Below are 26,388 nucleotides of genomic sequence, written 5' to 3' on the forward strand. Positions count from 1 at the left end.
CATACTGGTCAGGGCCTGTCAATGACAGGCCCTGATGCAATACAACCACAAATTTTTAATTCTGTTTTGCTTCCAGCTCATCAAAGGAATCCTGGCTCACCGGATAATAATAATAGAAGCCGGTGGCATAATCACAGCCAATGCTCTTTAAATACTCCGCCTGCTCTTCGTTCTCCACTCCCATGCAAACCACCTTCAGATGCAGCTGACCGCAGAAATTCATGATGCTTTGGATGACCGTTTTCCCTTCCGGCTTATCAACGTGACGGATAAGGTCGTGCCTTAGCTTAATGCTGTCCACACCGCAGTCAAGGAAATCAAAAAAAACACGATCCAGTTCCAGCCCGGCCAGACAGATATGAAAACCATATCCGCGCAGTTTGCGGATTGTGTCCATAAAGCTGTCGGAACGGCTCATTTCGACCATCTGGTTCAGCTGTATTACAATTCTGTCCCGATCTATTCCATATTGCTCCGCAACCGTATTAAGTTCCTCCGCGAACTGTTCATCGCCTACGTTCTCAACCGTAAAATTAAACAGCAAATCCAGCTTTTTCCCCTTATCCGCCTCCTCTCTCAGGAAACGGCAGCCCTGACGGAAAATATCCATGTTCATTTTCCCTGTAAGCTGCTTACGTTTAATTACATCCAGGAAATCTCCCGGCTGCATAAGTCCCCGTCCCGGATTCTGCCAGCGTACAAGCGCTTCGGCTCCCATAATTTTCCCGCTACCTATCTCAACAATCGGCTGGAGATACATAATGAATTCCTGATGCATAAGGCCATGTATTGCCTCATGTTCCATGGCATATCCCGTTACGGTCTCCCGTTCTACCATTTCATCGTATACCGCGCATTCCATAAAATGGTTCCGCGCAAACTCCGCTGCAATTTCCGCTCTCTGAATTGTTTTCAAAGGCTCCGTTTCAAGTCCTGCCATGCGGTAAATACCGGTATGAGGTTCCAGGAAGTATCTCTTCTGCTGCTTCTTAACCGCTTCCGCGATCCCTTCATGGATCTTTCCGATTCTTTCTTTTATACTGTCCACACTGGTATACTGCAGGAAAAACACATAATAGAATTCATTGAACCGTGACATTGCTTCCTGTTTTTCATCCAGCATCGGTTCACAGAAATCACGTATTATCTGCAGCACCTTTTCAGATTCCGGATACCCGTATATATGGCTGATCGTTTCAAGACCGGCATCCAGGAAAAGCACCGCATAATGTTCCCTGTTGCCGTCGTTTATCCGTTCTGAAAATTTCTGTTTCCAGGCCGTAAAATTATCCCCGCCCGTCAGCTCATCCCGATAAGCAAGCCGTATTACCTCCCTCCGTTTTCTTATGAGGTAAAGAAAAAGCGCAAGGACAGCCAGCAAAAGGATTATAATTGAAATCCACATGTAAACAGCAGGCTTCCTGTTCTCCTGGTAAACAGATCTTGCATACTGCAGCAGCAGGTTTTCCAATCGTGCATCATCTATGCCATCCAGCCCGTCTTCCAGTTTTTTCAGGTCTTCTTCCTGCATGCTTTCCGTATAAGCAAGACAAATATTTACCTTATCTTCCCCTTCCTGGAATACAAAACTGACATTACTCTTCCTTAGTCCCGCCTCTTCCAGTTCTTTTTCGGACAGGTCCAGTGTCCATACAGCATCAACCTGTATATTTCCTGCCAGCTCCAGGCGTTTGTCTGTTTCCGACGGTTCCACATAATGGATACCGAGTCCGGATTGTCCCGCCGCTTCTTCCAAAATATCCGGCAATACTCCCTGGTAGTTTTTGCTCTGGCTGTCATAATATTCAAGAGGCCAGGAATCCGGAATCCCTGCCATATATATCACATCCTCAGCGCCAAAAACAGCTCTGAGAGGCACCAGGAACCATAGAGCGGTAAATATGGCCACCGCTGCAGGCCATCCCATAATTTTCCTTCTTTTCCCTTTATATTCACGCATTTTTGCCTTCCACCTTCTGTTCTTCCGATTGCTTCAGTTGAATTTTCTGACGCCGAATCTGTCCCCACACATTTTTCTTTTTCCGATAGCCGATAAATGCCGTCATTCTGGTGAACGCCTGTATAAAACGGAAAAATACGCTTTCTGAAATACACAGATAAATTGATTTAACCACATCCAGAAAGGACAGCTTGATGTTCTGCGTATAAATCCTTGCAAAAAAAGCAGTAATTGTAAGTACCGCTCCGTAAAGCGCATAAATCATGAAAAACAGCACCATAAAAGGGACGTTTATCAGATTAACCGCATATGCAAGTATAATAGTGAGCAGACCAAAAAGCTCAATAAACGGCGACAGCAGTTCATAAAGAAGATAGTATAAATAGGACACATAGCCCACCACGCCGAACTCAGGGGCAAGAAACATCCTGTGATGCTTGCTCAGGCACTGGAACAGCCCCAGATACCATCTGCGGCGCTGCTTCTTCAAATCCTTAATGCTGGACGGACACTGGCTCCAGCAGATGGCGTCCGGAACATAACGGATACTGTAGGGGATTTTATTTATCCGGCAAAAGGAATGGAGCTTTACCACCAGTTCCATATCTTCTCCCATGGTATTGGTATCATATCCCTTCACAGCGGCTGCCATATCCTTCCTGAATAAACCGAACGCCCCTGAAATAATCAGGTTGCCGTTAAATTTATCCAGGAAAATACGGGATGCCATAAATGAACGGTCATATTCCAGAATCTGCATCCCCACAATCGGATTCCAGGGCATATGATAGTCCACCAGTTCTCCTTCATTGAGAACCGCACAATTAGAAATACGTACCAGTCCTCCAACGGCTACTATGGTATCATCCTGCAGTACCGGTTTTACAATTTCCTTCAGCGAGTCCTTCTGCAGAACACTGTCAGCATCCATACAGATAAAGTATGGATACCTGGAGGCATTAATGCCCATGTTCAAAGCATCAGCCTTTCCGCCGTTTTCCTTCTGCACAAGGGTAACAGTAATACCATTCACTACCGTTTCATAAACGTTGATTACCCTTTTACAGGGAATCTGGCGGTTAATCGGGCGATTTACCTTTCTGAGCGAAAACGTATCAAGGAGCACCTGCGTTGTATTATCACTGGATCCGTCATCCACCACAACGATTTCATACAGCCTGTAATCCATCATCAGCAGGGATTTAACCGTATCCGCCACAGTGATTTCCTCATTATAAGCAGGAACGATAATAGTCACCGGCACATAATAATCATGTGATATTTCATTATGATATTTTTTCTTTTTGTTTTCTTTATACAGATCCAGTGAGCCATATATGACAGACAGCATCAGAAATGTGGAATAGCCCAGCAGATATATAACAAAAATGACGCCAACACAGCTGTAAAATAACTTTATCGCATCAAACATTTACCCGTCCCTCTTTCATTTCCTGCTGTCTGATTTGTTCCTTCTCCAGAACGTATCTGATGATTTCCCTGGCATACCGGTCTCTTCCGTTTTCCACATCGAAAAGCCGGAGCCTTGATATTCCCAGACCGTAAATCAGGGCCTCCGCGCAGTTAAGGCGAACATACCAGTTAGCCGCCTTCAGGCCTTCCTTCAGGCAGAAAACAGTATCCTCCCCCGGATAAGACGCAAGGGCGGAGGCGGCCATCGCCGCATACTCCCAGTCTATATATTCCTGATAACGGACGTAGTTCTGAAGAATTTCCCTGACTGGCTCATAGGGATATCTGCGGAAATAACGGATAGCTTCCAGCTGTATCTCCTTATCTTCATTTTTTCCTGACAGCAGCGTAAAAAACTGCTGCTGAAAGTCCCCTGTAAAAAAACGGATAAACTGCATGACCGGCAGAAAAAGTGTGGTGCCAAACTCTTCCCTGTGGGCGAAAAGCAGCTTTGCAAGCTCCTTCCTGTCTCCCTGGAAGCTCAAAAGGCCATCGGCCAGCAGCTTACGGCTGTGGCTAATTTCATTGTCCTCCAGCTTTCTCCATATGGCCAGAATTGCGCTTTCATTGCCAATAGCATAAAAAGCCCTCATTGCATTTTCACGGGCATTTACATCCTTGCCTGTAATCATATCCATGAGGAAATCCATAATGCCGTCAAAGCTTTCCCTTCCTTCATCAATTCTGAATTTTTCAATCAGATAGGCAAAATAAGCCTGCTCAATCGTATCCCTCTTACGGTATACGCCTGCCAGCTCCAGAAATACGCCCCGCAGGCTTCGCAGATATTCCGCAGTGTATTCCTCCGGCGCCTGTTGCTTTACAGTAAGCACGGAGTATTCAAATGCCCGCAGCTTTTCCGGATTTTTCAGTTCCTTCCTCAGCCTTTTGTAATGTGCGGCCTCAGGCTCCCCGGCCTCCTTCAGCCGTTCGATTTGAGCCGATATTTCTCCTACAAAGGACAGGCTTCTTTTTTCCAGCGCCCTTCCTTTATATTTGTCAGCAAAAATATAAAGGATATTGAAAACAAGCACGGATATGCAGCTTGCCATATAAATATACAGGATAACCTCCGGCCGGAATGACAGCACATGCATGATGCTCCTCCTTTATACTACCCGGCATTTTTTGCCCATATTTCCTTTACAGCATAGTAAGACTGCTTCAGGCGCTCATGATACTCGGGATTTTTTCCCCATCCCACCAGCGGCATTTCTCCCATTCTGATTCTTGTCCCTTTATCCTCCGACGATCCAAGCCCTGCATATATACTGTCAATCTTCAGATTCTCAATGCCGTAATTTTCATAGTAATCATCGTGTACCTGCTGTTCTGCGGGATTGGAAAAATTAAGAAGCTGCCAGGGAAGGCGGATTTCGATTTCATTGCCTTTTACAATAAAATCCGATACGGAATTATAGTCTTCACTGTAAGGGTTCCCGTTTCCAAAGGTGAGGCGGCCTGTCTCGAACCTTTCAGCCATCTTATCTTCTTCCTGCACTGCATTAATTTTACCGAGCTGCAGCGCCATATAAATATTGACAAATAACGGTGAATCTTTATCCGGGACATTAAAATAGGGATTTTCTTCCCCGTAATCTTCTGCAAAAATTACCCGGAATGCCTCGTATCGCTCCTGAACCAGTACCTTGCTGTTGTCTTCACCATCAAGAACGATCAGGAAATCTGCCTGACGGTCAAATTTAAGTTCTTCTTTTTTCGCATAATAGCTTCCTGTTTTCGGGGTAACATCGACAGGAATATAGAGAATTTCCTTCGGATTCGGATGTTCCTGATGTATTCTGAAATATATAAATTTCTCGTCGTATTTCATATACAGCCGGGAGCTTCCATAATCTGCAATCAGATCCTTCTCGCTCCATTCATCCACATCCCCATCCGTATAACATACGCTTGTCTCCTTGCCCGGATCAAAAGCCATAAGCCCGAAGAACTGTTCATTTGTCTGGAAATCACTCCAATATGCCGTTTTGGATAAATCAACATTAGCCATGGTATTCCAGGTCCGTTTAAACCATTCATCCTGCCAGGAAAAAATAACACAGCCGGCACATCCGGCCCTGCGGATGTCCTTATAGCTTTCCACAATAGCCGTCCCTTGTTCATGTTCCGACATATAGCCCTGGGATCGAGCTGTAAAAAAGTCAAGCTGCGCCCTTCCTCTGGAGGTAGGGGCGCCGAATTCCGATATGACCACCGGCATTTTATGATGCCTGCAGAGTAATTCCAGATAAATGCCATAGGTGTTATAATCACCATCTTCCAAACGATATTCTTCTGCGAACGGGATTTCATTCTTCCAGCTGTCATAGTGAGCCAGATAATCCGGATAATAGGAATACACATGATAAGAAGCAAATTGTCCTGATTTAAAACGATCCGTAGAAAGAATATGCTCCACATCCACACTGGCGCACTTCATAAAAAGCTTTTTGACCTCTTCCGGATAATCCAGTGGATCTGTTGTAGGCCAGTTGGAGAAAGCGATAAGCCGCTGTTCTTTATATTTTTCACTTTCATACCTGATGATTTTGTCTCCGACTTCAGCAAGCATAGCTTCAAATGGCGTGGCTTCTTCGGACGTATACATATAATCCCCATGATAGCTGTTGTTTTCCGGCTTCATATGATTCGTATAGGCGACGGTAACATCTTCCCATTCTACGCCCAGAATATAACCCAGCACCCAGTCTGAAATATCCTTATTATAAACGCCGCTGGCACTGGTCGCCTGATAACCCAGATTGATTTTACGCCTGCCGTGAATAACATCCACAAGCGTTCTGCAATCTTCCAGGAGCGCCTCTCTAAAAGAGTCATCATAGGCATCCACATGTGAATTCTGGACATAATCGTTCACCCATACACCATGCAGTATATATAAGGGATTAGGATTATCCTTGTTATATTCGTATACCGCCTCGTAAAAATCCGGTATCTGTATAGTATAAACACGGATGGTATTCGCCCCCATCTCCTGAATCATACCAAACCAGCGAAGATACGTTTCCTTATCAATCGCAAACTCTGTGGAAAAATATCCCGGTATTCCTACTCCCATGTCAACGCCCCGGATTTCAAAGGGCTCCATTCCCTTTCCCGTATCAGCCAGGATTTCTTTTCCCTGCGTAGTCGCAAAAAAAGAGACCTCCTGATCTTTATTTAAATCTATATATACGCCCCATCGGTAATACGCCATATCAAACAAAAAAAGGAGAAGGATTGCCGTAATTGCCGCAATTAAAAACTTTTTCAATTGATTGCCCCCAATCAGTGGTTAAACTTCTTATTTATCGATTCATGGCTGTAGGAACGCAAATCCTCAATATGCTCATCCATCCACCTCATACGCCTGACCAGACGCGTTTCATATTGTTCCACAGCAGCTTCATAGGAGCCTATTTTCCGCTCATCCTCATACAGCAGATCCTTTTCCGGCAGGAAACTGTATCCCCATTTTTCAAAATTGCGTTCTATGGCCGGGCCCAGATAACTCTGTACCCCGGCGATATAGCTTTCCACCGCTTCTTCACTGAGTATCCCCTTACGCAGCTGATGGTATCTTGTTATCACCTTTTCCATAAAAGCTTCATCCTTACACAGCATGAAATACCAGGGACGGTTCTGCATAAAGAAGCCTGCCATCGGAGTCTGATCTTCTATATAATTATCACAACAGTTATTGAAATCCCAGACGCACATTTTAAGCTTTCCGCTGACATCCTTATAAAAATAAGTGGAATAAAGACCCGCGTCTGTATTCTGGGTAACTTCATTTATGATAAAGTAATCGACAAAGCTGTCCACATCAATATAATTCTGATATCCGTATCTGGCCGTATCATAGTCAAAGGAATATAATGCTTTTTCAAATCTGGAAAAATCACGGCTGATGTATTCAGTCAGTTCCGGCGTTATCCGTGATGCTCCCGGATATTTTACCTCCAGCTTTCCGTTGATTCTCAAAGCATAGCTTGTAAAATTATCCAGGTACTGCACATCATTGACACTCTCACGGTCAGCACAGACAATATAACTGGAAATATTGGACTTTCCGTCATATTTCGTCATTTCGATTCTGCCTTCTCCCATACTGATCTGCTCAGCCATTACATAAAGCCCCTGATACTCGTGATCCAGAAAGACTTCACAGTACCGGACATCCGGCGCCCATTCCATAATCTGCCCTGCCAGATTGTACCACATGTAATTACGCATCAGTGTTTTATCCAGATAAGGCCCGTGAAGCACCCATGTGCTGTCCTTTTCCATACCCATGACTTCCAGTTTGCGTTCCATGCCCGCATCATCCGTAAATTTGAACAGATACCCCACTTTATCAAACGTCCTGGAGGAATTGCCCCTGACGCGAATATTGATTTTAGATTCCAATACAGGCTGGGAGCTTAGCTTATTCAGTTCCCCTTCCCTGTCATAAATCCGCATATCCGCCTGTATAAAGCTGTTCTCAATATCTTTTACATGCTGCCCCTGCTCCGGCCGGCCTGGAATAACCACCCCGCCAGTTTCGATACTGACCACCGGCAGATGTGATGAGAAAGTATCCTCATCAATTGACAGACTGGTATCTTCTACCTGTGTATTGTATGACAGATGCTGCTGATACCGCTGCTTTTCCGGATCGATATGCCTGGAAAGCAGCAAGGCTGCCAGAAGCAGAAGCACTACCAGTCCTGTGTAAATTTTCCTGCTGTTCATTTTCTTACCCGCTTATTTCATCATTCTGCGTCACGACGTTCACATACTCAATAGATTCCAGCTCATACAGCATTTCAACGATGCTTTTTTACTTTTTATTGGAAAGCAGATAAGTTTTCCGTGGCATTTCAAATATCAGCTCAATGGAATCCCTGCTGGTATTCTTGACACGCATCATGGCCTTTGCCTGAAAATAATCAAAAACCACCGCCTCAATTCTGCGTTCCATGTTTCTCGCGCCCCGGATGATGAGAAGTATCCTGTTGTCATTTTTTACTCTTCCCAGAATCAGAAGTACAATAAATACAGCGCCGCTACCAATAACAGCCACTATATAATCCCCTACGCCGCAGCAGATTCCAACGATTATTGTCCAGAAAATATATGCGGTATCTCTGGAATCCTTAATCGCCGTACGGAATCTGACGATGGAAAGCGCGCCGACCATACCAAGGGAAAGCGCTATGTTATTGCCGATAACTGTCATAACCGTTGCCGTAAGAATGGTCAGGGTGATAAGTGAGACGTTGAATTTTTTGGAATAGACGCCGCCTGCATGCGTAAAATAATAGGATAAGTAAATAACGCAGGCCAAAATTGATGCTACAAGGATATGCAGGAAAATTTCTTCCGTAGACAGAGAACCAGATTCCTGAAATATTGTATAAATATAATCTTTCATGAGTTTTTCCTCTCTTATGCACGATTGTTGAATTAAATACGGGTGAATCAGTTTTCACCCAAAAGCTGCTTCCAGCTTCAAACAGCAGCTTCCTATTAAAACAGATAATGAAGCCCGGCGCTCCTGGATAAACAGTATTTACTTACTGATGTGGGGGTTTTCCCTTCCAGACTCACCATCTGTTTAATATAACTGAGCATAAATCCGTTATACTTTACTTCCATTACCACAAGATACGGATCAAGTACCGGATTCTGATTTAATACAGGTGAAAACAGCCGGAAATCGCTTTCTGTCGCCTTAATTGCAAAATCAAAAGTAATTCTCGTTTTATTTTCACTGGCCACATAAGCCTTTCTCTGATATTCTACTATCGCTTTCGGCCTGTAGCAGAGCATATTCATCAGTCCATAGCACTCCATGGCAAAAGAATCTGTATAGTGAAGCAGGCAGGAATATTCTCCCCGTGACAGAGCTTCTGCATCCTCCCGGCCAAGGCGCAGAGAACGCTTTTTCTGATTTTCTCCCTGCTTCTGTTTCATTTCCAGCATGGCAAAATCAGAATCGGGTGAATATGTTCTCAGCCGGATTTTTCTCCGTATCTCAAGACCGTCTTCTTTTTCGTAAAAATCTCGCTCTTGCATGGTATCAAAATATAGACTTCTTATCGGATACCCCATCTTTCCATTATGTGAATCAGGATGCAGTACCTGTTCAAAAGTATGATCCAGCCTGCGGAACTGGTCATAGGAAAGCAGGTATTTCTTTTCCTGCCGAAGGACCTCATTCATGCATTCTCCTCCTTCTCCATAAGGTGCAGGCAGGGCTTCAGATAGTGCCAGGAAAATCCAAGATATTCGTAAGGATATTCCTGCCTGAGCCTCTCCCAGCTTTCCAAAACCGCGTCAAAGCCATCATAATAATATGTATTCTGTTCCGTCAGGCTGTGATATCCGGGTTTCTGCATTTCAGTAATATGGATAATTCCTTTTTTATACTTTTCAGCGAGTTCCATTTCACCTGCAATCTGTCCCGCTTCATCCCTTTTGTCGTAATTCATAACAGCAATACCGTCACAGCCTTTCTGTACCAAAAGCTCAAGCTGTTCCGTCAGGCCTGTTCTGTCATAAAAATTGGGGATACATACGATAACTGCCAGTTGTTCCTTTTGGGCTTCTTCATAGGCATGTATACAGTTTTCAACATACTGCTGCATATATTCTTCCCTGTTATCTTCCCATCCATCAAGCAGATATGGCTCCACATCCCATACAATGCCTGTAAATCCTTTTCCTTCTCCGGCTTTTCGGTTCCATTCTGCGGTATTTTTTACAGCTTCCAGCATGGAAACTGCATTTTCCTGCAGGCCCCATTCAGATGCGCCGGCAAGATAATACACCAGCTGCCCTTTTTCCCCGCGCCGTTTCAAATAATCAAGTACCTCCGCCTCCTGCGCATCCGACGGGATCTGCTGGTATACCACATTGCAGCCAAGCCGTTCCATCACCTTTTCTACTTCTTCCTCCATTTCCGGCAATATATACTCTTCTTCCCAGGAAAAAAGGCTTGTCTCACTTACCAATGCTGTCTTACTCTCCTTTCCAGGCCCGCATCCCGATAATACGATCGATGCTGCTGAAAGCCAGATTCCCGCTTCGGCAAATATGCAAAAATGTCTTTTCATAGCTTATGTCTCCGGTTTCTGTTTACGTAAACAAACCGCATGTTTTTTAAACATACGGCTTGTTTATCCTGAAAGGTATCAACTATACTCTTTGTCCCGACATAATTCAAGTACAAATCTTACTTTGCATTATTCTTTAATGAAATTATAATACTATTTTATCGTTTTATACACCAAAAATAATGTTATCACATACACCTTGCTTATGGCAAGTGTTTTATGAAATTTTTCCCGTCTTTTTATTCAAAAAAGCAGCCCGGAGTTTTTTATCTTCTCCGGACTGCTTTCGGCAGAATACTCTGTATATATTTACTTACATTGTCCATTTATTTTTGCTGTTATTCTACCCGGAACACCCTGGGCGCCGCCAGGATTCCCATTCTCTTCAGCTGATACTCATAGCTGTAGCCGGCCCCCTCCGTTCTCCATGCATTCGGGCCTGCCCAGGCGTTCTTCTCGTCACAGATATGGACGGTTCCGAAGGCATTATAACGGTTGCCGTAGGACGTCAGCGTAATGCTGTGCCTGCCTTTTTTCAGATATCCCAGGGATAACTGGTACGGGGAGAGGGCAATTCTTCCTGCAGCTTCCCCGTCTACCTCCACCTTCAGAAGCGGCGCGCGGAACTTTTCTGCGGCAATCACATACTCTCCGTCCTCTTCTGCATCCAGCTGTGCTTCATAAATCATGTTTCCTGCATAGAAGGGGAATCCCTGTGTGCTGTAATCACCGAAGGCCACGGTATCCGGCAGCTTTGTCAGGCAGGCCTCGCTGCCCTCCGCTCTTACGCCGAAGCTGCCCAGCAAATAGCACCATTCCGGGTTGGTGTCCCTGGAATATGCCAGCTTCAGGATAAGCTCCGAGGTGCCTGCGGGTATGGCGGGCAAAGGGAACCTGCGGATGCATTCGTCCACAAAATAGCCGCAGTCCTTCTTTTCCACTTCCTCCCCGTTTAAGTATATGGTGGTTGCGCCTGATTCTTCGAGAGCCAGCGAGGCATCCGTCACCTGGATTTCCGACCGGATGGTGAACCTCATTTCCAGCACATGCTCTGGCTGTGCCTTTTCCGATGTCCAGGGCTGTGCAAAGGCTTCCCTCCGAAGAGGATAACCTGCAGCCTTCCTGCATTCATTGTCCAATCTGAGAATCTCTTCCTTATCCTTCCAGGAGTCTCCATCCTTCCCGTCAAAACGGTACTCCGCCATGTCCAGAAGAAGCACATTCGGCTCCGACAGACGGTAAGGCATACGGGTAGGAAGCCTGCGGCCCTCCGCCTTTGTAAAGCAGGCTGCGTGGCCTTCCTTTACACCGGCTGCAGTACCGGCCGCCGGCACCTGCGTGGGAACCAGCTTCAGCAGCACGCTGGAATGATCATACATGCGGCGGGTAAATGATGTAACCCCGTTTTCTGTTCCTGCAGAAAGCACCTTAATTTCTCCGGTCATGGTATCATATTCCCAAACCTCCCAAAGCCCTTTCAGGCGGAAAGTGATATTTTCTTCCATGGGGATATCCTTGTTAACCGTTTTTTTGCCGTTTACAACGAACAGCCAGCGGCCGTCGCTATCCTGGCGCATCTGGTAAAGCAGATGATCTGCCAGGCTGCCGTTTTCGCTGCGCAGTTCCACTTCCCTGTAATCTTCCAGCGCTCTTACCAGCTCACTTCTGGAAAAACCAGCACTGCGGCTGTTTTCATAAAGCGCTTTTCCTTCTTCATCCGGCACAGCATCCACCAGTTCGGGGGCTGCGCCAAGGAAAAGGAGGTCGCCTCCTGCCAGACGGTATTCCTTCAGGCAGGAAACCGTAGTAGAACGCAGGGTTTCGCAGCCGGGAACGATAACCACATCATAGGCCATTTCTCCTACATGAAGCCTGCCGTCCTCCGTTTTTTCATACTGTATGGGAAGAAGGGATTCTGCGATAAAGTCAAAATCCAGCTGGGAGAAAAGGAGCCATTCCGTCAGGTTCCGGAATCTGCTTTCCATCTCTTCCCTGATCAGGGCAGTCTGTTCCTTCGGCCCATAGTGCAGCCAGTAGCTTTCAATCGGATGGACAACGCCGATGCGTACACGGGCCTTCCCGCGGGTAAGGGCCGTATTTACCCTTGCAAAATGATCCTCTATCATGCGGTATTCCTTATACCAGGGGGACTGATAGAAGATGGAGGCCGGATAGTCCCTCTTTGCCTCACCGTTCATGCTGTCCCAGGAAAGATGATGGACACGCAGGGTCACTCCCAGCGCCGCCTGCCAGTCTCCCGCCAGCTTATGTCCCCTGAAATCAAAATCCCAGTTGGTTACGCCGTACAGCTCGCTGAGCACGCCGGGACAGCCAAACTGATGGGATGCGGACTGAGCCTGTTTCGCCGTGGTGTATTCCCGCCAGTCACAGAGCATATCGATGCCCGGCATCTGAAAACTGCGGTAAGAACGCATGGCTTCTCCCAAAGCATTGGTCTGGGAGGTCAGCGTAGGCTCCTCCATCATATGTCCGGTGAGCATGATATTGTGATCCCGGCACCAGTTTCCGATGGTATCCGCGAAGGAGGAGGCAAAACGCTCCGCCACAAAATCATGATAATGATACCGGGCAACGGACACCTTATCCTCCGGAAGCTCCCAGATAAGCTCCGGCACTGAGGCAAAGAAATCTTCGCCATAAGCCTCCCTATATGCCGCCGGCAGCCCGTCGGTATAGGGAAGGATGACATCCTCTCCTGACTCGGCAAAGCTCAGCGTGGTTTTATGGGAAAACTGAGGCTCATCCGTAAAAATAGAGGGCACTGTTTTCCCGAATTCATCACCCACACAGTCCAGATACTGTTCATGCGTTTCTTCAATAAACCTGCGGATTGCCCTGGGATTCAGCGTATCCACATAGGTTTCGTTATTGTACCAGGGGCTTTCTCCGGCGATTTCTTCATACAGATACCAGACGTTGCTTCCTGTTTCCCCTTCCTGCAGCCGACGGTACTCCTTCAGGCAGCCGTCCTCCAGCGTGATATCATAACGGGCAAGAAGCGTTCCGTTCCCCTGTACGGCAGCCTTGCTGGAGGAATCAAAACGTTCCTCCTCCCTTTTCCTCTCTTCATTGGAAAAAGGAGTGAAAACCAGATATCTGCTGCGGTATTCCACATCCTTTGTCACCTTTCCTCCGGCCGCGCCGGAAGGCCAGCGATCCTCGTCATACAGATAGGCGTACATGCCGTCTTTCTTTGCCTTATCCACACAGGCGCGCACGCAGGCCTTATACTCATCGCCCAGATAAGGCGTGTCCAGACCCGTACGGCAATGCATATGAAAACCGCCGATCCCCATTTCCTTGAAATAATCGATGTGCTTTACCAGCACTTCAGGCGAAAGCGCCTGGTTCCACGCCCAGAACGGTGCCCCTCTGTATTCATTTGTTGGATTTTGGAACAATTCAGCACTCAGGCTTTTTTCTTCTTTTTTTGGATATAACATAGCCCTTCCCTTCTTTTTTCGAATAATACAACAGAATCCATTGCATTATGTATTTTATTTCTGTAAGATAATCATAGAAAATATGGAATAAATGTAAATGGGAAGAAGGCATAAAATTGTAATTTGGAATGATAAAAAACAATTTTAATTTTCCAGGGAAGGGAGACGGAAGGCTTTATGGACGGATTGCTTTTGCAGAAGCCTGAAAAAGAGGCGGCAGGGCAAAAAAAGGCGGAGAACTTCATCCGCATGGACAGGATTGCCCCCTATGTCAGATATGTGAATTATAAAATATTTGAAGGAGGGACGCTTCTGCCGGAACGGATCATCTATGATCATGAACTGATATACTGTCTCAGCGGGGAAGCCGTGTTTCTTTATAACGGCAGTGAATACCGGATCCGCAAGGGAGAGCTTTTCTATCTTATGCCCTATCTGCACAATACAATGATCGTTCCCGAGGGCAAAACCTTCCGGGCGCACTGTATCCATTTTGACTGGATTTCTCCTGAAGAACAGTATGATTTCCGGGCGGAGCAGGTCTATCTGCATATGGAGAATCTTCCGGGCACAGACAGTCCCGCCCCGGCGCTGTATAAAAAGCCCCATTCCACTCCGGGGAAAAATGAAGACAGCGCGCCGGCCAATGAGGAGGTTCTGTTAAGAAGGCCGAATCCGGAGGTGGATCCCGCCTTTTTCCCCCCGCTAATAACCGGGCTGGATTATGATACAACGGCTCCTGTTTTCAAAGAGCTGTACCAGAACTATTCCCAGCTTGGCACCGGGGCCAGGCTGCGGGAGCGTTCGCTCTTTCTTCAGATTGCCGCCGCAGTCTGCGACCTGTCATCGCCCGCCGGGAAAGCGCCTTCGGGTCTGTTCCATGAAAAAACCATCAGCGAATCCGTAAACTATATCCAGGAATATTATACGGAGGATATTTCCCTTCCGCTGCTGGCCTCCCATTCCGGGCTGTCTCCCAAATATTTCGGGCAGCTTTTTAAGGAACAGACCGGGATGGCCGTCCGGGAATACCTGACAGAGGTACGTATCCGGAACGCCAGGCATCTGCTCTCCCACACAGACAATACACTGGAGCAGATCGCAGCGGATACAGGATTTCAGGATAAGTTCTATTTTACAAAGGTGTTTAAGAGACAGACGGGGATTACGCCGGGAAAATACAGAAAGCTTTATGGCCACCTGGATCGCATGAAGAAAGGGGAACTGGCGCTTTCATGAGGATGGGATTATTTTTTGCAGCTGTGAAAGCTGCATGCTTCCGGCCGGCCAGTTGCATACGGCCGGAAGCATTTGCAAAGGAATACATTGGGTAATCTATATGATATAGTTGGTCAGCGTGCCGATTGGTGGAATTTCGCAGGTGACACAGTCGCCGGCTTTCATGAAGCGGGGCGGCCTGAAGCCCATGCCTACGCCTGCCGGGGTGCCGGTCGCTATAATGTCGCCGGGTTCCAGGGTCATGCCGCGGGACAGGTCTTCAATAATCTGCGGAAGGTCCGTGAGGAAAAAACGGGTGTTGGAGTCCTGCCTTTTTTCGTTGTTTACATAGCTTCTGACGTCTGCCTCCACAGGGAAGGGCAGGGCGGATTTGTGAAGGATTACAGGCCCCATGGCGGTATAGGTATCCAGGCTTTTTCCTTTGAACCACTGGCCATGCTGGTTCTGGAGCCTGCGGGAGGAGATGTCATTGAAAACGGAATAACCGAATATGTAGTTTTCCGCTTCCTCTTTCGGAATGTCCTTTCCTCTCCGGCCGATGATGACGGCAAGCTCCACTTCGTAATCAAGCTGGTCGTCCAGATCGGGCCTGGACTGGATTTCCCCGCCGTCCCCCAGGATGTGTATCGCTCTTTTCGCAAAATAAACGGCTCTTGGGGCAGCTTTAAAATCATTCAGCGCTTCGCTGGCTTCTTTCTGGTGATCCCGGTAGTTAACGCCCACGCAGAGGATATCGTGTATGGGTTTATCTATTGGAGGAAGAATTTTCACCTGTGCGGCGGGAACCGAAGGGCAGGCAGCCCCAGTATGCAGCGCTGTTTTCAGCTGCGCCAGCTCGTCCCCGGTGATATTTTCTATCAGCTCCTGCATTGTGGCATAACTGCGATGCGGCAAAAGGCCGGAAAGGGGCAGTATGTCCGTTCCGGCCTGGTTTAAAATTCCTATCTGTGTTTTGTCTGCTTGTTCGTAACGGATGAATTTCATGATGTTTCCTCCTGAAAATGAATGTTATCAGGCAGCTGTAGGTCGTAAGCTGCGGTTGGTTTCATTTTCAGTTTACTTCTGCGGAAACGGTGTGTCAATCCGCCAACGGGCCGAACAGTTACGGAAAAAGCTCAAATACGGCACAGTCACAGGGATTTAAAGTAATCTGAAGCGCTTCTGTCTGCTTTGACAGCAGTTTGCTTTCGGTAAGGCCGCTGTCATTGGACAGAAGAAGCTTTGCATTCTGTCCGGGCAGAAGCAGCGTTCTCTGCTCCTGTGCAAAATTTGCAGCAACCATGACCTGACGGCCGTTAAGACTGCGTGAAAAGGCAAAAATCCCGTCCAGCTCTTCAAAGGCGGGAATAAATTCCCCATAAGTAAAAATCTCCCTGTACTCCTCCGACTTACGCAGGGCAATCAGCCTTCTGTAGTAACAAAGCACAGAATCTTCATCATTTTCCTCATCCTGCACATTCACTGAAGTATAATTCGGGTTTACCTTCAGCCAGGGGGTTCCGGCCGTAAATCCGGCGTTTGCGCCGCTGTTCCACTGCATCGGCGTCCGGCTGTTATCACGGCTGAAACGGGCCGTCGCCTGCAGCGCCTCTTCCTCGCTCAATCCCGCTTCCAATGCAACCCTGTACTGATCCTTCGTGCTGATATCATCAAACTCTTCTATACTGTGGAACGGACAGTTCGTCATTCCCAGCTCCTGCCCCTGATACAGGAACGGGATCCCGCGCAGAAGCACGCTGGTCGTTCCCAGCATTTTAATTCCCCTGGGATTTTGGGCATGCTCCGGCAGATAGCGTGATGCGCCCCTGGGCTCATCATGATTCTCAATAATATTGGCTTTCAGGCATCCTATGCCCTGCCCCTCCAGCTGAGAAGCAAACAATGCAGAACGCCATTCCTTAAAAGATACCGGACGGCTGTCATACCATCCCTTTCCCCCGCCGGAAAGCACGGCTGCGGAGAAATCGAACATAGTGGAAAAATGCCCGTCCTCACCGATAAACTCCCGCAGCTCATCGTCCTTCATATTAAAGACCTCTGCCACTGTAAAAGCCCCATATTTTTCAAAGGTTTCTTTTTTCAGCTCCTCCAGCAGTTCTCCGACGCCTTCCACCTCTTCCACCATTTTGGTGCAGCTTACCAGCCCGTCGCTGCCGTCCGCCGGATAATCCGGGAAAGCAGGATCCTTCTTTATATTAATGATGGCATCAATACGGAACCCGGCCACGCCCTTTTCCAGCCACCAGTTCACCATATCAAAAAGCTCCCTTTTTAATTCAGGGTTCTCCCAGTTCAGATCCGGCTGCTCCTTTGCAAACATATGCAGATAATACTGATCCGTACCCGGCACCGGCTCCCAGGTACTGCCGCCGAAATAGGAACGGTAATTACTGGGCGCTTTCCCGTCCTTCCCCTTTCTGAAATAAAAATAATCCGCATATTTACCCTCTGGATCTGCCAGAGCCTTCTGAAACCATTCATGCTTATCGGAGCAATGATTGATCACCAGATCCATGATAATATACATGCCCCGCTTCTTCGCTTCCGCCAGCAGCTCATCAAAATCCTCCATCGTCCCAAACTCCGGGGCAATAGCATAATAATCAGATATATCATACCCCTGATCCACAAACGGAGACTGATAAACCGGAGAAAGCCAGATAATATCCACCCCCAGCTCCTTCAGATAATCAAGCTTCCCGATAATTCCCCTCAGATCGCCAATCCCATCCTCATTACTATCCAGAAAGCTTTTCGGATAAATCTGATAAGCCACCTTGTCATGCCACCATTTTTTCATCATAATTAAATTCCTCCATTTCCTTGCTTCCCAAAGAATAAGTAACAGTTCAGCCTTCGGCCGAACTGTTACTGCATCCGCCCATGATAAGTCGCCTTCGGCGAGGGGCGGATGCCTGCTGTCACCACGTTTTCTCACGGTTTGCGCATTCACTGCGCAAACCTGCCTGAACTGTAACAAGAATAACATAAGAAATAAAGAAATTTCTTGCATAAAACCAAGACATACTAACACAATCCTATGATCCTTCACCGCCTCCACCAATCAAAGACCCCGCTGCAAGCATGGCTACTTGGCTCGTTGCTCGCGGGAATAAAAAAACGGTGATGTTTCTTACTGCCCCGGGACGGCAGGCTTCTGTCGTCCTTAGCAACTTGCCTGACAAGTGAGACGACGGAAGCCGCTCACGAGGAGTTCAGTTGCGTTGACAGAAACCTGACGTTCCGGGACAGTTAAAAACACCCCGTTTTTTAAGTCTGGAACATAAAATATCCCCCGCACAGCCCGGAAAGGCCTGGACGGAACCGGTTTGGGACTGGCCGGCGCGGATCATGGCAGGGCGGCCGGGAGCACACACCAGGCCCCTCTACCCTTAGCTAATTCTAATACAATATCTTTTGAAGGGCACGGTATGCGGTGCAGAAGGCTTCCTCCCCGTCGGTCCTTCCGCGGCTTGCCGCTGATTTTTCCAGGTTCTTTAATCCGGCGAAATCAGCCAGATGGGGTTCCAGGCTCAAAAAGCCGTCAAACCCTTTTTTCTCCAGCCTGCCCAGGATTTCCGCTACCTGTCCGTCTCCTTCTCCGGCAGGCACAACGCTGCCGTTTTCAAAGAGGGCGTCCTTGATATGTACATAGGAAATATAAGGCTCCAGCATTTCATAGGCTTCCAAGGTATCCTGCCCGCACTGTACAAAGTTCGCGAAATCAAAGGTACACCGGAAGCTGCTGCCATAAAATTCCTTCATCAGGTCAAGGCAGCGGGGCGCCAAATCCCCATATATGTCCTTTTCATTTTCATGAAGCAGCACCAGATTTTTGGATGCGGCATAGTCCACCAGGCGGGACATCCTTTTCATCACTTCATCACGATATGACGACACGTCCGCACCCTCCGGCATAAAGAAGCTGAACATACGGATTTTGTCAGTCCCGTAAATTTCCGTCAGCTCCGCCATTGCCTGAAAGGTTTTAAAATGCGGCTCAAAATCCTGGGTAATGTCTATTTTACCGATGGGCGATCCCAGGGCGGAAATACGGATACCGGCGCCATCCAGCTTTTCCCGCAGCGCCTGCGCTTCTTTTGCTGTATAATCAGCCACGCCCTTTCCGTCTCCGCTGCGGAATTCTATCCAGGAGATACCCAGCTCTTTAAGCAGTGCAATCTGCTTATCTACAGAGGAATCTATCTCATCAGCAAAGCAGCTGATGGGTGAGTTGTGTAAAAGCTTGCGTTCCATATATAATTATCCTTCCTTGCTGTAACGCATTGTTTTCTTATAAATCCACAGGTCTTGCGGTCCGGGCGGATTCATAGGCGCCCAGCATCAGACGGATCGTTTCCCTCATTCCGGGAAGATCCTGCATAAAACGTTCCCCTGTGCGCACACAGCGGTAGAAATCCCCGATGCAATCCTTATGCCCACAGCCCCAGTAGCTCTTTCCCAGCGCTTCCTTCCTGTCTATCTCAGGCTTTTCCACGCGGCCGTCCCTGTAATAATAGGTAACGTCCAGATCCTCGATCCGGATAGTCATATTTTCACAGGAAATTTCAATCAAAGGCGGCACATCGTCACAATAGGCCGTGGTAGCATAAAAACAGGCGGTGCTGTCCGCAAAACGGATATAAGCCTCCATGGTATCCTCCACCTCGATGATGCCCTTCAGGTGGTGGTTCTGTATGCCGGCCTCCACAGCCAGGGGAGTTCCTAAAAAATATGCCAGTAAATCCAATGTATGTACGGACTGGTTAATCAGCGCCCCGCCGCCCTCTGTGGCAAGGCTGCCCCGCCAGCCGCTCTCCGTGTAGTATTCCCTGCCCCTGCTCCAGGTGACAAGTCCTCTGGCCCCGCGGATCCTGCCCGCTTCCCCGGAAGCGAGAAGCTTCTTTACTTCCTGTACGCTGGGATTATAACGGTTCTGGAAGCACAGGCCCAGACGCCTGTCGCTTCCGGCCACCGCCTCTTCCAGCTGCGCAAGCTGCTCTCCGGAAATGACGGGAGGCTTCTCCATAAATACATGCACGCCATGGGTCAGGCCATATACCGCCATGGGGACATGCAGATAATGCGGAGTGCAGATGTGCATTACATCCGGTTTTTCCTGATCCAGCATTTCCTCCAGGCAGGAATAAGCCCTTCCTCCATATTTAGCGACAAAGTTCTCCGCTCTTTCCTTTTTAATATCCGCAAAGCCAGCCAGCTCGCTTTCTCCCAGCTGGCTGAGGCTTGCGGCATGGACGGTGGCAATGCCGCCGCATCCGACTATGACTGATTTCATAATGTCTCCTCTTTTGTCCCGTAGCTTCCTGCCGTACTGAAGGTCACTTCCTGTACGTTTTCCTTCACCCTGGAGGTTTTTCTCAGCTCGTTCAGCTTCTCCAGGAACAGATCCTCATCAAAGGGAATGTCCACGGGTTTGCCCAGCCAGCTGGATAAATGCATGGCGTTGGAAAGGGTCAGGCCGTTAATGCCTTCCTCTCCCCGTGCGATAAGTGGCTCGCCGCGCAGGATATTCGCCGCAAACGCGCGCAGCACGCCCACATGCTGAGGGTTTTCCCCATCGGTGGTAAGAGCGACCTCATGTCCGGCAGGCTTGGCAAAGCCTTCCGTCGCCGTATAGCAGTACTCTCTTTCGCTGACCTCCAGCTCGTAGAAGCTCAGCCTGTCGTTTTCACATACCAGCTTTCCCCGTTCCAGGGTCACTTCAAACCGGTTGGTTCCCGGCGCATCCCCGGTGGTGGTAACGAATACGCCTGTGGCTCCGTCCGGGAACTCCAGGTATGCCGTCACATCATCCTCCACCTCAATATCATGCCATTTACCCACATGGCAGAAGGCCTGCACCCTGGAAGGCATGCCGCAGATCCACTGCAGCAGATCCAGGTTATGAGGGCACTGGTTCAGCAGGACGCCGCCGCCCTCTCCGTCCCAGGTAGCCCGCCAGCCGCCGGAATTATAATAGGCCTGGGTGCGGTACCAGTCGGTAATGATCCAGTTCACTCTTTTTATTTTCCCGTACTCGCCGCTGTGGACGATTTCATACATTTTCCGGTATACATGATTGGTGCGCTGATTGAACATCATGGCAAATACCCTGTCGGTTTTCGCCGCCGCTTCGTTCATTTCCCGCACCTGTTTGGTATAGACTCCCGCAGGCTTCTCACACAGCGCATGAAGGCCATGGGCAAAGGCCTCCATAACGAGCCTGGGATGTTCGTAATGAGGCGTTGCCACCAGGACCGCGTCGCAGCAGCCGGAGGCAATCAGGGCGTCCCCGTCTTCAAAAATACGGACGGATTCAGGCAGGTTTTCCCTGGCCCATTCCCTTCTTGATTCTCTTAAATCAGCTACCGCCGCCAGCTCCATATCCGGCACCTTTCCCTCCAGAATAGAGCCGCAGTGTCCGCTTCCCATGTTTCCGATTCCGATAATTCCCAACCTGACTTTTTCCATAGATGAAAGTATCCTCTCTTTCCCCTGTTCGTTTTTATCTGTATCCGGCAGCCGCCAGATTGTCATAGCTTGTTTTCAGGCAGTCGAAAGGACTTCCCTGACAGGTATCCTGCTCCACGAGCATGTATTCGCAGCTGGTATTCTCAAGCGCCTTCAGAATCGCCGGGAAATTAAGATTTCCTTCCATTACGGGGGCCATCAGCTGGCTGAAGCCTTCCACGGCCATATCCTTCAGATGCACGCAGGGAATCCTGTCGGAGAGTTCCGCGATCCACTGGCACACATCGCCGCCTGCCGCAGCCACCCAGTAGGTATCCAGGGTAAAGCCCATTTCCTCCGGCTTAAAGCCCTCCAGCAGATATTCAATAATCCGCTTCTCCCGATCTGCGCCGTTGTCCCTGCAGGGGGCAAGCTTCTGGAATTCAAAATTATGGTTGTGGTACATGAGCAGCTTTCCGGCATCCGCTATTTTCTTCGCCGGCTCCCTGAAATCATCCATAAAATGGGTGATCCATTCCTTCGTGCGGTACTTGTCCGGCATCGCGCCCAGCCCGATGTAGCGGCTTCCCAGGATATCGTGCTCTTTGATCAGATTTTCCGTATCATTGAGAATACGGTTCACATCGCTGTGGGTCAGTACGATTTCCAGCCCTGCCCCATCGCAGATTTCACGGACTCTTTCCGGCCTGATATCCTTCCCGATGCCTGATATCTGCACGGTTTTGTAACCCATTTCTGCAATTTTCCCTATGGTGCAGGAAAAGTCCTTTTCATTTTGCGTGTACGCCCTTACCGTATACAGCTGCGCTCCTGTCTTCATACTGTCATTTCCTTTCTGTGCCGGCTTTTTCCCATGTTTTCCGGGATATGTACTGCCCGACGGGCCCTTTTTACGTACCGGTCTGTTCCTTTCTAATATAGCTTTCCGGCCATATTTTTACCATTGTATATAGGAACTTTTTTATTGCAAAAATAGCGGTGGTGGATTATTCTGTAAAAAGATCCAGCTGTCAGGGTGTAAAACAGTTGCCAAAAGAAAGAATGCAAAGATCCGCCTGCCCTGCTCGTCAGGCAGCACAGGCCGCGGGAAAAAGCAATTTAAACGCAGGAAAGGAGCACCTTAATCAATGAATCCAGCCGCTTTTATACATACGGATAAGGTCAGCCTCGGCTACAGGGAAAGCGATGAGGCTACGGAGGACTATTTCCTTCATTGTCACAATTTTTACGAGGTCTATTTTTTCCTGGACGGGGACGTGGACTATCTGGTGGAAGGCCGGCAGTACAAGCCCACGCCCAACAGCCTTCTGCTGCTGTCCCCCCATGAGTTCCACGGGGTAAAAATAAACGGAGGAAAAACCTACAAACGGTTTTCCATCCATTTTCATCCGGATATCCTCTCTTTAGAGAGACGTTCCTTCCTTTTATCCGCGTTTCCGGCCTTTGAAAAACAGTCCTCCCGGAGAATTTACTATGAGCAGGTGGACCGGTACCGCATTCCCTGTTATTTTGAGGCGCTGGAGGACTGCGCCCTGAAAAATGAAGCGCTCCGGGATGCGCTGCTTCCTGTGTGTGTGGAAGCCCTGCTTGCCCAGATCGTTTCCATGGGGGATGCCTGCGAAAGCGCGCCCTCCCTGACCGGCGCACCGGACACCGTCACACGCATCATCTGGTACTTAAACCAGCATCTGAAGGAAAATATTACGCTGGATCAGCTTTCAGAACGCTTTTTTATCAGTAAGCATCATTTGAATAAGGTATTCCGCAAGGCTACGGGAACCACCGTTTTTGATTATCTGCTGCACAAGCGGATCACGGCGGCGCAGCAGCTTCTCATTACCGGCTACAGCGCCCAGGAAGCGGCTTCGCAGGCGGGGTTCGGCGATTATTCTTCCTTTTACAGGGCTTATACCAGAATAAACGGCCACTCCCCCCTTCGGGACCGGGGCGTCCTCCCTTCTCTGGATACCGGAAGGGATGCAGGGCTTATGGATGTGTGGCTGAAGGAATGATTTTGTCCGCATCCGTCCTTATACAGGCGGTTACCGTGAATTTACGGCCTGCAGTCTTTATCTCCATCCTGCCGTCATATTCCTCCACGATCTGCCTTACCAGCTTTAACCCCAGGCCGTGCAGCTCCTTATCCGTGCTCTTGCTCGTCCGGCAGACACCGTTCTTGAACTCCGGCACCTGTTGTGCCGTATTCTCCACCCGCAGGATAAGGAAACCGCTGCGGCAGTCTGCAGAAATCTTAATAAAGCGCTCTGTATCCCCATCCGTGATTTTCTCCGATGCTTCAATGGCATTGTCAATCAGATTGCAGAAAAGGCTGCAAAGATCCAGCGGGTCCACACCTGTTTCCTTATCCACACAGGTAATAATGTGCATAGGAATATTTTTTTCCTCCGCCAATCTTTTTTTCAGCACCAGCACGGAATTCACAATGGGATTTTCGCAGTAAACAGCTCTCTCACAGGTGCGGATCTGACGGAAGGCATCCTCCAGCGTATTTCTCACCGTCCCGAAGTCTTCCTTCTCTTCCAGCATTTCATAAGCCTTGTCCAGACGGCTCATGCAGTCCCGCCATATCCGCCTCCTCTCCTGCTCATACTGCACCCCCAGCCTGTGAATATCCCGGTTTTCCTGACGAAGCTCGTACAGCGTCTGTATTTCATTCTGGAGTCTGCGCACTGCAAGAAGATTCTCCACCGCATGGAGAACCATGGCATTTACGGTCCAGCTGAAAAAAAGCAGAACCGCTCCCGGGAAAAATCCCATTTCATCCCGGTCCCTGCATACATAAAAAAAGCAGGCCGCCATAATCAGCTGATAAACCGGAACCGCCGCCACCAGAAGCAGAGAACGGCTCCTTACCTTTTGCACTATGAATTTCCAGCCCGCCACGCCAATCATGACGCCGGCGGAAAGCAGGAATCCCGCATATATCCATTCCATCACACACCACTTTTCCCTGAAAGCAAAAAGGAGCCGATTTTCTACTTTTCCGCTCCATTTACCCGTTTCTTCAGTTCATCCATCAGTTCCCGGATCTGTTCTTCCTTACCGCCCTGCGCATAAAGCGCGTCCACCAGCTGCAGCTGGTTGGAGAAATCATGCCTCATGAGTCGCACCTCTTCCAGATAACGGCTGTTCTGAGCACAGTATTCCAGTTCTTTTCTCCGTTCTTCATTCAGGCGGTTCACCTGTTCTTCCATTTCCGCCCTCAGGTTCTGTCCGTCGATCAATCCTGCCGTAAGCCAGTCCAGCAGCAGGCTGAACAGGACAATCAGCATTCCCGCGCCCAGAACCTCCCGGGAAAAATCGCTGCACATGTAAAACATACAGCCAAGAAGCGCCAGCTGGTATACCGGAATCGTTATAAGCAGAAGGATATTTTTCCTGCGCTTTCCCTGCACCCGGAATTTCCAGATAACCAGAACAAGCATGATAAAAAACATTTCAATGATACATGCAAACAGCGTTGCGGTTACATGCAGCTCATTCAGGACATATAACGCCTCATAATTCACCCTGCGGATACAAAACAGCAGCCCCACCGCCATAAGCTCGGTTACAGCCTGGATGCCGCAGCTTAAAACGGACCACAAAAGCGCCTCCTTTATTTTTATCCGGTACAACAGGAACAAAAAAACCGCCATAATGAACATCATAACTGCCGTATAAATCCACAGGGGCAGGCTTTGCACCAGCGGCTTTAGAAGCAGGCTGCAGACAGACATGCCCGCTGCCCCCACGATCCAGGCCGTCAGCCTTCTTCCCCTTCTCGGTATCAGAATCTGATAAAAAAGGAAACAGGTAATAAATCCTATGATCAGGGTCAGAAAACAGCCATAAATCTCTATCATATCAGCCTTTCTCCCAGGTTCTTAAGAAACTTGTCCTTCGTTTCCGTATATCTGGCTCTGCTTACAGGTATCACCCTGCCGTCAATCAATACGATTCCATCCAGCGTAAATTTCCTGATTCGGTCCATGTTGACCAGATAGCTCTGATGGCATCTCAGAAAATATTCCGGCAGCAGCTTCTCCATGTCACTCAGCTTCATGAGAACGCGGCTGCTTTCGCCTGCTTCATAAATTGTCAGATTCCTGCGGCTGCTCTCCACATACCATATATCATCTATCTTAATTTTAACAATTTCTCCACGGGACTGAAGCAGGAGGCAGCTCCTGTCTTCCTCTTTTATTTTCTCCAAAGCCTTGTCTATTGCATCTGTAAGCTTTTTCTCTTTTATGGGCTTTGCCAGGAAGTAAAAGGGATCGGCCTCAAAAATATCAGCCGCATATTCCAGGTAACCCGATATGAATATGATCTTTACATTCCGGGTCAGCTGCTGCAGCGTCTTAGCCGCAGTAATGCCGTTATTCTGCTCAAAGACGATATCCATAATAACAATATCCGCCCTGTTGTCCCCGGAGGCCTGCCATTCTTCCAACAGACGCTGCACCTGACTGCAGACGGATATACTCACTGAGTTTCCATAATTTTTCTTTATCAGACCCACAATAGTTTCAAGTACATCCGGATCGTCATCACATACTGTTATTTTTATCATGAGAATCTCCATGTGCTTATTTGTCTGTTCACAGCTCACACAAACCGGCCGCTATACATTCCGGGCAAAGGCTCTGCGGCAAGTGCGGCTTTAAGTTAC

At 48.4% G+C, this 26,388-nt stretch carries 20 protein-coding genes; 2 read left to right on the forward strand and 18 right to left on the reverse strand.

Annotated elements, in window-relative coordinates; genetic code table 11:
- Positions 1-55: 55 nt before the first annotated feature.
- From DXC51_RS04200 to DXC51_RS04240, 9 genes are all read right to left on the reverse strand, one after another.
- The gene (locus DXC51_RS04200; RefSeq protein ID WP_117543820.1) at positions 56-1,960 is read right to left on the reverse strand and encodes a bifunctional diguanylate cyclase/phosphodiesterase; all 1,905 of its coding nucleotides are present in this window, start codon (positions 1,958-1,960) and stop codon (positions 56-58) included.
- A complete protein-coding gene (locus tag DXC51_RS04205; RefSeq protein WP_117543822.1) occupies positions 1,953-3,392 on the reverse strand; it encodes a glycosyltransferase family 2 protein in 1,440 nt (479 codons plus the stop codon). The genes DXC51_RS04200 and DXC51_RS04205 overlap by 8 nt, the downstream gene beginning before the upstream one ends.
- Complete coding sequence (locus DXC51_RS04210) at positions 3,385-4,530, reverse strand: hypothetical protein (RefSeq protein ID WP_117543824.1); 1,146 nt, start codon at positions 4,528-4,530, stop codon at positions 3,385-3,387. The genes DXC51_RS04205 and DXC51_RS04210 overlap by 8 nt, the downstream gene beginning before the upstream one ends.
- A 17-nt stretch (positions 4,531-4,547) precedes the next feature.
- The gene (locus DXC51_RS04215; RefSeq protein WP_102289020.1) at positions 4,548-6,710 is read right to left on the reverse strand and encodes a hypothetical protein; all 2,163 of its coding nucleotides are present in this window, start codon (positions 6,708-6,710) and stop codon (positions 4,548-4,550) included.
- A gap of 14 nt (positions 6,711-6,724) precedes the next feature.
- On the reverse strand, positions 6,725-8,173 hold the full coding sequence (locus DXC51_RS04220) for a CotH kinase family protein (RefSeq protein WP_117543826.1): 1,449 nt from the start codon (positions 8,171-8,173) through the stop codon (positions 6,725-6,727).
- Positions 8,174-8,261: 88 nt separating this feature from the next.
- Complete coding sequence (locus DXC51_RS04225; RefSeq protein WP_330413798.1) at positions 8,262-8,855, reverse strand: DUF4956 domain-containing protein; 594 nt, start codon at positions 8,853-8,855, stop codon at positions 8,262-8,264.
- Positions 8,856-8,950: 95 nt separating this feature from the next.
- Positions 8,951-9,646 (reverse strand): polyphosphate polymerase domain-containing protein, encoded by a 696-nt coding sequence (locus tag DXC51_RS04230; protein WP_021635976.1) that lies wholly within the window; start codon positions 9,644-9,646, stop codon positions 8,951-8,953.
- Positions 9,643-10,539, reverse strand: coding sequence for a hypothetical protein (locus DXC51_RS04235; protein ID WP_243003120.1), 897 nt, complete (start codon positions 10,537-10,539; stop codon positions 9,643-9,645). Before DXC51_RS04235 ends, DXC51_RS04230 begins: the two co-directional genes overlap by 4 nt.
- 338 nt (positions 10,540-10,877) lie before the next feature.
- Positions 10,878-14,003 (reverse strand): glycosyl hydrolase, encoded by a 3,126-nt coding sequence (locus DXC51_RS04240; RefSeq protein ID WP_117543828.1) that lies wholly within the window; start codon positions 14,001-14,003, stop codon positions 10,878-10,880.
- 177 nt (positions 14,004-14,180) lie between these two features.
- Here DXC51_RS04240 and DXC51_RS04250 point away from each other — a divergent pair, with 177 nt between their 5' ends.
- The gene (locus DXC51_RS04250; RefSeq protein ID WP_102289023.1) at positions 14,181-15,242 is read left to right on the forward strand and encodes an AraC family transcriptional regulator; all 1,062 of its coding nucleotides are present in this window, start codon (positions 14,181-14,183) and stop codon (positions 15,240-15,242) included.
- A gap of 96 nt (positions 15,243-15,338) precedes the next feature.
- Here the strand turns inward: DXC51_RS04250 and DXC51_RS04255 are convergent, their stop codons facing one another.
- From DXC51_RS04255 to DXC51_RS04280, 6 genes are all read right to left on the reverse strand, one after another.
- Positions 15,339-16,226, reverse strand: a complete 888-nt coding sequence (locus tag DXC51_RS04255) for a fumarylacetoacetate hydrolase family protein (RefSeq protein WP_117543830.1) — start codon at positions 16,224-16,226, stop codon at positions 15,339-15,341.
- 118 nt (positions 16,227-16,344) lie between these two features.
- Positions 16,345-18,045, reverse strand: coding sequence for an alpha-glucosidase (locus DXC51_RS04260; RefSeq protein ID WP_117543832.1), 1,701 nt, complete (start codon positions 18,043-18,045; stop codon positions 16,345-16,347).
- A gap of 599 nt (positions 18,046-18,644) precedes the next feature.
- Complete coding sequence (locus DXC51_RS04265) at positions 18,645-19,499, reverse strand: sugar phosphate isomerase/epimerase family protein (RefSeq protein ID WP_117543834.1); 855 nt, start codon at positions 19,497-19,499, stop codon at positions 18,645-18,647.
- Between the two features lie 37 nt (positions 19,500-19,536).
- Positions 19,537-20,538 (reverse strand): Gfo/Idh/MocA family protein, encoded by a 1,002-nt coding sequence (locus DXC51_RS04270; RefSeq protein WP_117543836.1) that lies wholly within the window; start codon positions 20,536-20,538, stop codon positions 19,537-19,539.
- Entirely contained in the window at positions 20,535-21,713 is a 1,179-nt protein-coding gene (locus tag DXC51_RS04275) for a Gfo/Idh/MocA family protein (protein ID WP_117544020.1), read from the reverse strand. Before DXC51_RS04275 ends, DXC51_RS04270 begins: the two co-directional genes overlap by 4 nt.
- A 34-nt stretch (positions 21,714-21,747) precedes the next feature.
- Complete coding sequence (locus DXC51_RS04280; protein WP_021635988.1) at positions 21,748-22,533, reverse strand: sugar phosphate isomerase/epimerase family protein; 786 nt, start codon at positions 22,531-22,533, stop codon at positions 21,748-21,750.
- 307 nt (positions 22,534-22,840) lie between these two features.
- Between DXC51_RS04280 and DXC51_RS04285 the strand changes: the two genes are divergently transcribed.
- A complete protein-coding gene (locus DXC51_RS04285) occupies positions 22,841-23,725 on the forward strand; it encodes an AraC family transcriptional regulator (RefSeq protein ID WP_117543838.1) in 885 nt (294 codons plus the stop codon).
- Here DXC51_RS04285 and DXC51_RS04290 read toward each other — a convergent pair.
- From DXC51_RS04290 to DXC51_RS04300, 3 genes are read right to left on the reverse strand one after another with little or no spacing between them, the layout of a single operon-like run.
- Positions 23,700-24,668, reverse strand: a complete 969-nt coding sequence (locus tag DXC51_RS04290) for an ATP-binding protein (RefSeq protein WP_117543840.1) — start codon at positions 24,666-24,668, stop codon at positions 23,700-23,702. The two genes, DXC51_RS04285 and DXC51_RS04290, sit on opposite strands and share 26 nt — an antisense overlap.
- A gap of 41 nt (positions 24,669-24,709) precedes the next feature.
- Entirely contained in the window at positions 24,710-25,579 is an 870-nt protein-coding gene (locus DXC51_RS04295) for a Spo0B domain-containing protein (protein ID WP_021635992.1), read from the reverse strand.
- Positions 25,576-26,289 carry a LytR/AlgR family response regulator transcription factor gene (locus DXC51_RS04300; RefSeq protein ID WP_025489669.1) on the reverse strand — a complete coding sequence of 238 codons (714 nt, stop codon included), beginning with the start codon at positions 26,287-26,289 and terminating at the stop codon, positions 25,576-25,578. Before DXC51_RS04300 ends, DXC51_RS04295 begins: the two co-directional genes overlap by 4 nt.
- Between the last annotated feature and the right edge of the window lie 99 nt (positions 26,290-26,388).

It is taken from the genome of Eisenbergiella massiliensis, assembly GCF_003435485.1.